This is a genomic window from Pontibacter diazotrophicus, from assembly GCF_003367245.1.
In the GTDB taxonomy this organism is placed as follows: Bacteria; Bacteroidota; Bacteroidia; order Cytophagales; family Hymenobacteraceae; genus Pontibacter; species Pontibacter diazotrophicus.
Genome location: NZ_QRGR01000059.1, coordinates 1 through 11788 on the forward strand (window position 1 = coordinate 1; position 11788 = coordinate 11788).

Here is an 11788-nt window from a genome sequence, read left to right on the forward strand (position 1 = left end):
CTGGTCTTGCTGAGCTCTACAGCCATCACCTTGAATTCTTTGTCGAACTTTCTTCTCTCTTGTGACATAGTGTTAAGTTATAGGTTTTTCGCTTAACTATATGTCCACTCAAATGTAGCAGCTCCACCCCTACGGTCTCCTCAAGGGTAAGGTCGTTTCATTCTAGCGAATTCTCCCCTTAAGGACAACCTAAAGCGAGAGCTTTAGAGTTGCGAGCGTAGCTCATAGAGGGGTGTTTACTCCTGCGGAAAGAACGCAAATAGGGTAAATCAGGCAATATAGCTCCGAAATTTACACCCCTTGAGCTACGCTCGCAAGCTACGAACTCGCGTTCTTGCTTGTCCTCAAGGGGATAGTCTTGTAGAATAAAACGGCCCTGCCCTCAAGGGGACAATCTGTACTACGGCTGTTGCTAATCCCCACAGTAGTGCCGTCGTGCTACTTGATACGAATATCCTGGTACGAATTTAAAACCCGTCTGCTTTCAGGTAATTGTTGAAGCGCATGATTTCACCGGGTTTGCCCACGACGTACAGGATATCCTCTCTATGGATATAGGTGTGGGCATCGATGTTCAGGATTGTCTCGCCGTCTCGCTTGATAGCGACTATCGTGACATTAAAGCGGTGGCGGACGCCTGATTTCATCAAAGGCTTTCCTGTGATTCCTTCATCCTTGGTTAATACCCGAAGGCTTGCCACTTCTATCTCGGGCAGGTCCAGGTTAAAATTCGTGGATACGTTGCTCTTCAGGCCCGCCATGCTGCGCAGCATCTCATAGTTATCCGATCGGATCATCTGCGTGAAGTTTTCTATTTCATCGCGGGGCATCAGGTATTTATTCAGCACACGGGTGAAAATTTCGATGGAGGTTTCAAACTCTTCCGGAATCACTTCGTCGGCTCCCAGTCTGTAGTTCTCCTCCATTTCCTGCACAAAGCGGGTACGCACAATCAAATGAAGCCTGTCGCTGATTTCCCTGATGCTGGCGATAATGCGCCGCGTGGCTTCCGGATCGGAGATGGCTACCACTACCACCCGCGACTTTTGTATGTTAATGTGGGAGAGGATCATGGGGTGCACCGCGTCTCCATATACAATCGGCTCCCCCAACTTACGCTCGTTCTTTACTGTGGTAGCGTTTAGCTCTACTATCACATAAGGTATCTGGGCATGCCGTGCGGCCTTGGCAACATTGCGACCGTTCACGCCATAGCCGATGATCACGATGTGGTCGTCGAGGGGAGGAAGATCGCCATGCTCTTCCGGTGTCGTTACATTATAGGGCATGGGCTGTTTGCCGGAGGAGAAGGGAGCGCCGATGACGCCTGCTATCTTCTGGTAATACTGTATCACAAAGGGGGTAACACCCATTGTCAGCAGTGATACCGACAGGAAGTACTGGTACATTTCCGCAGAAAGGAGCCCATGCGTAATGCCTGTGTTGGAGAGGATAAAGGCGAATTCACCCACCTGAAAGATCGACAAACCCACCAGCAGCGATATCCGCAGCGGGTACTGCAGGATGCGGGCGGCCACCGTGGCGACAGTGCCTTTAATGATGACGGTAAGGATGGTGAAAAACAGGATGATGGGAAAGTTCTGCAGCATGAAGTTGAAATCCAGCAGCATACCGATTGACACAAAGAAGAAGCTGGTGAAGATCTCCCGGAAAGGCAGGATGTTGCTGGTCGCCTGGTGGCTGTATTCTGATTCGGATATAATCAGGCCAGCCATGAAGGCCCCCAGCGCCAGCGATAAACCTAAACTGGAAGTAAGCCAAGCGACGGCAAAGCAAATCACCACGACACAGAGAATAAAGAGCTCTTTGCTTTTCGTTTTCGCTACTGCATACAACAGCATCGGCACCAGGTAGCGGGCGCTTATCAGTACAAACACAATCACGAATATGCCTTTCAGCGCCATCCATAGCAGGGCAGAGCCAATGTCTTCGGTTTCTCCCCCCATCAGAGGAGTCAGCAGCATCATCGGCACCACGATAATGTCCTGGAAAATGAGAATACCCAGGACCACCCGCCCCTGCGGACTGTTAATCTCTCCTTTATCCTGCAGTATCTTCAGCACAATGGCTGTGCTACTTAAGGCAATCAGGAAACCCATAAACACAGACTCCCCATGGCTGAAGCCGAACAACAACATGACCACCCATACCAACCCAATAGTAGAAAGTACCTGCGTGGCACCTCCCAGGAGCACCGTGCGTTTTATCAGGGCAAGGCTCCGGAGGGAGAATTCCATACCAATAATAAAGAGCAGCAGGATAACACCTATCTCCGCCAGTATTTCAATGTCATGGGTGGCCGTAATCAGGCTCAACCCATAAGGGCCCGCAATTACACCTGTGGCCAGGAAACCCAGGATAGTAGGGAGCCGGAAGCGCTGGAACAATAGAATTACTACAACAGCCAGTCCTAAGATGATGACGATGTCTGAGAGTAAAGGAATTTCCATAGTTTTATGTGAGTGGTGGTGTCAGTGCCTAATTTAACTAATAAACTCAAGTTGCGATTATTTTTTATATCTGAAATGAACCCACCCCTAACCCCTCCGAGGAGGGGAATCTTCCTTTTAGGCCAAAATTCCCCTCTTGTGCGGGGTAGGGGTGGGTATTCAACAGTAGCAAAACAGTGAAATGTGAGAATCGCAACTTGAGTTAATAAATATCGATTGTTTTGAATGCTCCCTTACCTTTCCCCTTCCCATTCGGCAAAGAACTGCCTCAGGAAGCCCTCCATATACTGGTGGCGTTCTTCGGCAATTCTTTTGGCAGCGTCCGTATGCATACGGTCTTTCAGCAATAAAAGCTTCTCATAAAAGTGATTGATGGTAGGAGCGGTGCTGGCCTTGTATTTCTCGAACGAGTCGTGCAATTCGGGTTTGATGTGCGGGTTGTAAAGTTCACGGTTCTTATGGCCACCATAGGCAAAGGTACGCGCAATACCAATGGCGCCAATGGCGTCCAGCCGGTCCGCATCCTGCACCACGCATCCTTCTGTGGTTGGCATAGCAGAAGATGTGCCGGCACCTTTAAAAGATAAGGCTTTAATGATGTTACAGATATGGTCTGTTGTTTCAGGCTTCACTTCATGCTGTTGCAGCCATTCCCGGGCCATGCGCGGCCCTACGGTCTCGTCGCCATTATGAAACTTATGGTCGCCGATGTCGTGCAACAGCGCTCCCAGTTCTACCACATACGTATCTACGGCCTCGTGTGCCGCAATGCTTTTGGCGTTGTTCCAGACCCGGTAAATATGCCACCAGTCATGCCCGGAGCCCTCCCCCGATAGCAGGTCTTTGACATAGGCAGCGGTAGCAGCGATAATCTTTTCTTGTTGAGGATTCATTCAGTTAAAAGGTTATTCCTTCAAAACTGAAGATAAATAGCGGAAGGGGCAAGTGTTTGTGCAGGGATATGCGATTTTTTGACCTCGCAGCGTGCGCAGCTCCTGCGAGCGTCTGATTTGGTGTTATTGCTTCGTAGCAGGCAAGACGCTCACAGGTCTGAAAGACGCTGTGAGGTCCTGGCGGGATTCAAAGCTTTTGGTGTGTAGCTTGAACATCCGTAGCAGTGGGGGTAATCGGTGGCTTCGTTAACGGCGTTACAATATAAACCCACAACACTAATTGCCGGCGCATCAGAGACTCCCAGAGGCTCTTTCAGATTTCATCATCTGAATTTTCCTGAAGGGGATTTCCTAATCTCCGTGTACTGAATCAAGAGAACATCCCGCTATAAATACAGCATTCATAATAAACGGGTGAAGTACCTGGACCTCACAGTGTTCACAAAACCTGTGCGCGTCTTGCAAGCTACAGCGCAACAGGCCTTGGTTCAGACGCTCGCAGGAGCTGCGCACGCTGCGAGGTCATTGTTGCATAGCTGCTTCTTTTACAGGGCTGCTTTTCCATGACGGCAGTTTTACCTTGCTAACCAGCTCTTCCTCCAGCACCCTGGCCCATGTCTCCAGGTAAAGCACCACGTCTTCCCGCCGGTTGTGCTGCAGGTATTTCCTGTTTTGTGGCAGGCCTTGTGTGATAGCGGGATGGGACAGGCGCTCCAGGTGTTCTAAGTCCTGCCGTGTCAGTCCGAAGTCTGTCATCTGATCGATGATTTCGTCCAGAGGCAGTCCGCTCTGGGGGCAGTAGTCGCGTAACTGCTCCCGCCAATCGCCATAGCGCCACATGGCAGCGCCGTGTATGGCACCTTTGCTGTATTTGGTGATGGTTTGCGCCAGGTGGCCGCAGTTGCAACTGCCCGTATGGCCCCACTGGTAGCTGTCGCCCTGCGCGAGACGCTGCGCTGTTTCCCGCAGCGCCTGTATGAGTTGGATGGATGCTCTTGCCATAGCATAGTAAATTAATGTTTATAGTGTATTAAGCGTCAGAATTGGCAAAATGTTTCCCTTCAAGGATAGTGTCTGCATTTTGATGAATTACACTGTTTACTACTTTACTCTCTATTTATTTCCCTACTAAAGATTATACAATATATATGTCAAGCATTTCATATAGCTTTTGTTGCGATTTACAAGCATTTATCTATGGTATAGGCGAAAAGGAACAAGAAGATTTTGAGGAATCTCCTTTAAGGATTACGTACCAACTTTAACTGTTCATATAATGTAATGTAATACATAAAGTTAAAATATTTAACTTTTACCAGTGTCTTTTAACTCTTCACATTCAGATTGTAATCATTAGCCATATATAAGTAGGATACCATTTAATGTGTTCTTTATGCAAATAATATTTGTTATATTAGAACAATTAATATAAAAATTCTATGTATGAGCAAAATTTTTACACAAAATCTTTTACCTGCTGGTATGGCCGGAAAAGAAGTAATGGAAGTGCTGTCATTTTATCAAAAAAAGCGGTTCATAAAAGCAATCGGATTATTCTTCATGTTGACAGCTTTTATGGTACCTCTTAATGCTTCCTCTCAGCAATCTTATCAAGCAAACGCAAGTGCTTCTCAAGTTGCTGATGCAATTGATGAATTCATTTTAACCCCGGACCTAGCCCAACAAGTAGGGTCTGTTTGGAACAAGACGCCTATCCGTCTGGATCGTAGCTTTGACTTTGAATTTAAGGTTTATCTTGGCAGTAAGGATTCTAACGGTGCAGACGGGATCGCATTTGTTTTACAGCCCTTGGGTACTACTGTCACAGGAGGCTCTGGAGGGGCGTTAGGATACGGTTATATTAAACCCTCGATGGCGGTAGAATATGACACATATTTAAACCTTCCCTACGATCCAGCAAAAGATCACTTATCTATCCATAAAAACGGAGACACGGGCACTCCTTTAATCACTGCTGTTGTTGCCAATTCTACTGGTAATATTGAAGATAGTAAGTGGCACACTACCCGAATAGTGTGGAATGCTCGTACTCAAAATTTAACTGTTTATTTTGATGGCGTGCAAAAACTATCCTATACAGATAATATAGTGACAAATATATTCAGTGACAGTCCAGAAGTTTTCTGGGGCTTTACAGGCGGCACAGGCGGCAGCAGCAACCTGCAGATGTTTAGCGTGGTCAAACTTGATTTTGCAAGCGGGATGACACTTAACGCTGTTTCTACCAATCAGACTTGTCCTGACTTTAGTGATGGAAGTATAACTTTGGCCCCTACAGGAGGAACAGCGCCTTATGAGTATTCAATAGATGGTGGCATGACTTATCAACCTGATAATGTATTCAGAGGCGTTTCTGAAGGAAAATATACAGCTATCGTCAGAGATTATAACAGATTTACAAGCAGCACATCTGTTAATGTTTTACAACATAATGACTTGCCAATAATAACTTCCTTAACGGGGGGGGGCACAGACCCTGTTAGTTTATCTTCTGCCTCTGTTAGTTTTAGCGCGCAAGTCACAGATGATAATCTTGCTACAGCAAGTTGGGACTGGGGAGATGGCAGCACTAGTCCTGGCACTATAGAGGGAACAGCAATCACCGGGTCGCATACGTACCTCGAACCGGGGGTAAACCGGGTAACACTCACTGTGACAGACGCTTGTGGAGAAGCTGATGTTGAGGTCTTTGAATATGTTGTTGTTTATGATCCCAATGGTGGCTTTGTAACTGGAGGTGGATGGATTGATTCCCCAGCAGGAGCCTATACAGCAGATCCTTCTGCCTTTGGGAAAGCCAATTTTGGGTTTGTGTCTAAGTACCAGAAGGGAGCAACTATACCAAGTGGACAAACTCAGTTCCAGTTCCACGCCGCAGGCTTCAATTTCCATAGCACATCCTATGAGTGGCTGGTAGTTTCAGGACATAAAGCGCAATACAAAGGAGAAGGGAATGTGAACGGGAATAGTGGCTATGCTTTTATGCTTTCCGCAGTAGATGGTGCGTATAATAGTAGTAATCCTGTCGATCGTTTTAGAATCAAAGTTTGGTTAAAGTCAAATGGTCAAGTGGTATATGACAACCAGATGGGGTCCTCTGAAGATGCAGAGGCAACAACGGCATTGGACAAAGGCTCCATAGTGATACACGATTCTAAGTTTACAAGCACCAGCACCTCCTCGTTAACAGCCGCTCCCGCCCAGAATAGTGATTTTTTGGAGGAACAGTTCTTCAGTTACCCTACTGTCTTTTCTGACATTAATACCGTTGCCTTTGCTTTGGATAAAATAGAAAGATTTACATTAGAAGTTTATGATCTGAAGGGTGCGCTGGTGCAGAAAGTAACTTCTGGATTAGCAGAAGCTGGCAAGTTATATCACTTCGAAGTGAATGGGGAACGGCTGCCCGAGGGAATCTATATAGCTAGGCTAGCTACTGATTCTCAATTGAAATCATTGAAGATTATTCGCAAAAATAGATAAGGTGAGTGGAGTAAAAAAACAGCAAAACAGTTGATACATTGAAAGAAGAACAGCAACAGGTGATGGCATAATAACCCTTCACCTGTTGCTGTTATAAACTGTTCCTGCAGCAATAGCCGTTTCTATCACAAAGCTAAAAGAATGGGGCTACCTGAGGCCCAACAACTACAAAGCGGCACCCTCACCTGGAGCAGGAACGGCAACACGACGGGCAGTATAGATATTAGGGTAAACACCCGCTCTGATGAGCCTTGCCTGGAGCTGGATTACAAGTACAGGGAGAATTTTCCTTTGGATATTATATATAGAAGCAGTAGACTTGCCGAATGTTTAGCTTTTGAGCAGCGGAACGCAATTTTAAGCGCTTGCTGCTCATTTTAAAGTATCTGTACCTTTTTGTAATGCCCTTATCTTTACCTAGTTTACCTAAAAGCAGTCTGCTTGTACTGTTCCTTATTACCTTCCTTTTCTGTAGCCAGGCCAATGCGCAGATTCTTAACATAGAGCGTTCAAGGGTACAGCGTGACACTGCTAACTACTTTACGGGCAAGGCGGGGCTGAACTTTTCTATGTTTAACCGCAATGCAGGTGAAGACAACCCGAACAACTACCTGCAGCTTACTTTTGATGGCAGCTTGGCCTTTATCTCTGCCAGGCACAGTTACCTGCTGCTGAATTACTATAACTATCTGCTGGTGAATTACGACTCAAAAGCCCAGCGCAATACCGTAGCCAGCACCGGCTATTCCCACTTCAGGACCAATTTTAATTTCAGGCAGCCTTTGTCTTACGAGCTGTTTGCGCAGGTGCAGACAGACCGGGCAAGGGGGCTGGAGCTCCGTGCGTTGGCAGGAGGGGGAATTCGTTACCGGCTGCTTCGAACTAATAACTCCACTATATATGTTGGTGCGGGAGTGATGCACGAGCATGAGGAGTGGGAGAACCCGGGGGAAGAGGCCAATATCATCATCTCTGACCTGCTGAAATCTACTAACTACGTGAGTTTGAAGACGAAACTGAATGAATATGTGAGTACGGAAGGGATAGTGTATTACCAGGTGGGCTATGCCGATGTGATAGAGAAATTCAGGAATCGGGTGAGTGGGGATATAACGCTGCTGGTGAAACTGACGAACCGCCTGAACCTGCGGACAAATTTTAACTGTGTCTATGAAGACGAGCCGATTGTACCGATTACGAACTTCGTATACAGCATCTCGAATGGGGTGGAGGTGAAGTTCTGAGAAATGGTATAATTTATTTTCCGGTGAAAGCAGTGGCTGAGCCAATATTTGCTTAATTTAGCCATTTCAGAAGTAGCAGCAGGAGCGAATCAGTGCCTTGTTAGCTAGAAACGAGTTTTTATATTACGATGCGTAACACCCTTACTGCTTTGTGGACTTTGATTGGGATAATATTATTTTCCGGTTGTGTGCCACAAAAAAACATTTTACTCTTACAGAATAACCCGCAGGTAGAAAACCAAGGGAATGCTGATGAACTTCTGCGGACCTTCGATCTGAAGCCGATTGCCTATACGCTGAAGCCGGGAGATGTGTTGTCTTTAAGGGTACAAAGTACAACCCCTGCAGAATTCGACTTCCTGGCAACAGGTGCTACCGTGTTCGGTGCGCAGGACCCGGTGCTGAGTGGCTATACACTGGATGCGGAGGGGAATATTTTATTACCGGCTGTAGGTAAGGTGGCTTTGAATGGTTTAACCATGCCAGAGGCCAGAATAAAAGTGACAGAGGCTCTCAGCTCTTTTTTATCAGACCCTACCGTTAACCTGCGCTTGCTTACCTTTCGGTATACCATTATCGGGGAGGTGCCAAGGCAGGGACAGTTTACGACTTACCAGGACAACATTAACCTGATGGAGGCTTTAGCAACTGCTGGAGGCTTCAGCCCCTATTCGAACCGAAGCAACATTAAACTTGTTCGCTACGAGAATGGAGTGGCAAAGCTGTATAAGTTTAGTTTGTTGGATGACAATACCTTATCTAAAAACAACTTCTATCTGCAGCCCAATGATATGATCGTGGTTGATCCGTTGCCTGCTAAGAACATAAGAGAAAATTTATTAACGAACGTGACGCTGACTTTATCTCTTTTATCTACCATTAGTTTGTTGGTTTTGAGATTCACACAATGATAATTTTAGCTTCTTCAACAAACATCAGTACTTCATACATTGGAAAATAATTCTCTAAAGCAACAGGAAGCTGGCCTTGATATTCCAAAGCTGCTAAACAAAGTACTTGCAAACTGGCTGCTTCTCTCAGTTTGCTTGCTAATAGGTGTGTTGGGTGCCTATATGGTAAACAGGTATACTGTTCCGCAGTTTGAAGTAAACTCTTCTGTGATGTTGAACCCATCAACGAACGAAGCTTCATCAGCAACTGCCTTGTTATACGGCGATGAACTCTTCCAGAACTCCAATAACCTTACCAATGAGTCTATCATCTTAAGATCAAAAGCACTTGCGCTACAGACGCTTCGGAATCTGGATTTTGATGTTTCCTATTTCAAAAGGGGAAATATTAAATTGACAGAAGTCTACAAGTATGGTGTATCTTACAAAGTTACAGTGGATACCAGTTCTGCAAATATACCCTATGATGTACTTTTTAAGGTTCTTCTGGAAGATAACCACTACGAACTTTCTACTGAAAATCAAAGCTGGAGCCAGCACCTGGAAGGGAAAAAATACTTATATGGTGAAGTACAGCATATCAATGGGTTTACATTCAATGTCATTTCTAAAGCTGCAGATGCTTCTTCAGATGAAAATGAACATCTTTTTAAAATAAATAGATTAAACCAGTTAGCAGGAAGATATGCTGGTGCTCTGAGTGTGAATCCTAATGCACAGGGGGCCTCCGTGCTACAGTTGAAGTTGACCAGTGCCACACCTGAAAAAGAAGTGGATTATCTGAACCAGCATATGCTCACATACCGGCAGTATAACCTGGATGCAAAAAACACCAATGCTGTTAATACCATCAGTTTTATTGATGAACAACTGCAGCAAATCAGCGATTCGCTTTATTTTATTGAAAGCAGGTTAGAGCTTTTTAAACGAAACAATACAGCAGTAGACATTAAAACAGCAGGGGGCAGGATTTCAGAAAGAGTTCAGGGCCTTGAACAACAGAAAGCAGAATTCCTGTTAAATGAGCAGTATTATAAGTACCTGCGCAACTACCTGCAAAGCGGACCTGATAACACAGGCGTTGTAGTGCCTGCGAATTTCGGAATTACAGATCCCATTTTAAATAATCTTATTGAGCAATTGGTTTCCTTGCAAGCCGAAATCACTGTACTTGCACAAAACAATAGCCAAAGCAATCCTTTGTTGTTGAATCAACTACAAGTGAAGCGCCAGCAACTTCAGGAACTGAAGCAAAACTTGCAGGAGAACCTTTCTAATCTACAGGCTGCAAATCAAATCGCACTGCGGGAACTAAATCAACGCATTGCAAGTGAGTCAGCTTCCCTTAACAGGTTACCTGCCGCCGAGCGGCAATTGGTGAATATCAACCGCTTGTATAATTTAAGCGAAAACCTTTACGTGCTGCTAATGCAGAAAAAGGCAGAAGCAGGCATTGCCAAGGCTGCCAATACTTCTAATGTTACTATCCTTACAGAAGCCTCTAAAGGAATAAAAGTCTCCCCTAATGATACTAAGAATTATTTAACAGGTATCCTGTTAGGCTTAGCCATACCTATTGCTTTTATCTTTCTAAAGGATTTTCTAAATACTAAAGTAAATACTGCGGAAGATATTACCACTTTAACTACAATCCCATTATTGGGAATGGTGGGGCATAACCAAGCAGAAGATAAGAACCTGATTGACCAGAGTCCTAAATCAGCCATGGCCGAAGCTTTCCGGACAGTGCGGTCTAACCTACGCTTTATGACCAGTGGAACACCATCTCAGGCGGCAGGCTCGGGTAAAATATACGTGGTGACTTCTTCTATCAGCGGGGAGGGCAAAACATTCTCTGCTAAAAACCTGGCTTATATCCTGGCTATCTCCGGAGAGCGTACTTTGCTCATTAATGCGGATATGCGTAAGCCGAACAGTAATGTTGATTTTGGTGTGACCAGTAGTGTTGGCTTAAGCAATTTCCTGGCGGGGCATGCCGGCTTTGATGAAATTATTTACCCAACATTACAGAGCCAGCTTTATATTCTTCCTTCCGGTGATATTCCACCTAACCCCTCCGAACTGCTGTTGAATAAGCGCATGGAAGATTTGATTGCAGAACTGAAAATACAATATGATTATATTATAGTAGATACACCTCCTGTAGGCATCCTTTCCGATGGCTTTGAGTTGATGCAACTTGCGGATGCAAATATCTTTATGGTACGGCAGGGTTATACACAGAAAGTCTTCCTGAACAATATTCAGCAACAGTATGCGTCCGGTAAAATCAGGAATACAGCTATCCTGTTTAATGATGTAGATTATGCGAAGCTCACTTACGGCTATGGTTACGGTTACGGATACGGCTATTATGCGGAAGACCAGGAGCAGGCAAAGAAGTGGTGGAAAAGGGTGCCGATGTTGAAGAATTAACATTTATCGAAGCGTGCGAAAAGTCTCCCTTTGATGGGGTAGGGGGATGAAAAGTGGGTGGGAGAAAGAAAAGCTCTGAATTAACGAAAGCAACTAGACAAGATACTTCAGGAAAATTGTTTGCGGATGTAAATCATCCCCCAACCCCCTTCAAAGGGGGACAAAAGAATAGAGCTGCAGTTGCCGCCGTTGTTGGTGTTTTCACCATAGCCGTCAGGCTAAGGAGTTGTGCGAAACTATAAGTAGCTGTAGCTTTGCAGGATGGAGGTAAGTGTAGAAGGATTATTAGAAGGCAAGGAAGGTCTGCTCGAGCAGCTGCAATCCTTTTT

At 45.4% G+C, this 11788-nt stretch carries 7 protein-coding genes; 4 read left to right on the top strand and 3 right to left on the bottom strand.

The features are described 5' to 3' along the window. Positions 1 to 467: 467 nt before the first annotated feature. From DXT99_RS26315 to DXT99_RS26325, 3 genes are all read right to left on the bottom strand, one after another. Positions 468 to 2471, bottom strand: a complete 2004-nt coding sequence (locus DXT99_RS26315) for a cation:proton antiporter domain-containing protein (protein WP_115568586.1) — start codon at positions 2469 to 2471, stop codon at positions 468 to 470. 233 nt (positions 2472 to 2704) lie between these two features. Beyond that, entirely contained in the window at positions 2705 to 3364 is a 660-nt protein-coding gene (locus tag DXT99_RS26320; RefSeq protein WP_115568587.1) for an HD domain-containing protein, read from the bottom strand. A gap of 522 nt (positions 3365 to 3886) precedes the next feature. Further along, on the bottom strand, positions 3887 to 4366 hold the full coding sequence (locus DXT99_RS26325) for a hypothetical protein (RefSeq protein ID WP_115568588.1): 480 nt from the start codon (positions 4364 to 4366) through the stop codon (positions 3887 to 3889). Positions 4367 to 4807: 441 nt separating this feature from the next. Between DXT99_RS26325 and DXT99_RS26330 the strand changes: the two genes are divergently transcribed. The 4 genes from DXT99_RS26330 (at position 4808) to DXT99_RS26350 (ending at position 11459) form a co-directional block, all read left to right on the top strand. Beyond that, the gene (locus DXT99_RS26330; protein WP_115568589.1) at positions 4808 to 6868 is read left to right on the top strand and encodes a lectin-like domain-containing protein; all 2061 of its coding nucleotides are present in this window, start codon (positions 4808 to 4810) and stop codon (positions 6866 to 6868) included. Positions 6869 to 7269: 401 nt separating this feature from the next. Continuing rightward, positions 7270 to 8112 (top strand): DUF481 domain-containing protein, encoded by an 843-nt coding sequence (locus DXT99_RS26340; protein ID WP_147294325.1) that lies wholly within the window; start codon positions 7270 to 7272, stop codon positions 8110 to 8112. Positions 8113 to 8300: 188 nt separating this feature from the next. Beyond that, positions 8301 to 9023 (top strand): polysaccharide biosynthesis/export family protein, encoded by a 723-nt coding sequence (locus DXT99_RS26345; protein ID WP_181885286.1) that lies wholly within the window; start codon positions 8301 to 8303, stop codon positions 9021 to 9023. 39 nt (positions 9024 to 9062) lie between these two features. Beyond that, complete coding sequence (locus DXT99_RS26350) at positions 9063 to 11459, top strand: GumC family protein (protein WP_115568593.1); 2397 nt, start codon at positions 9063 to 9065, stop codon at positions 11457 to 11459. Positions 11460 to 11788 lie beyond the last annotated feature (329 nt).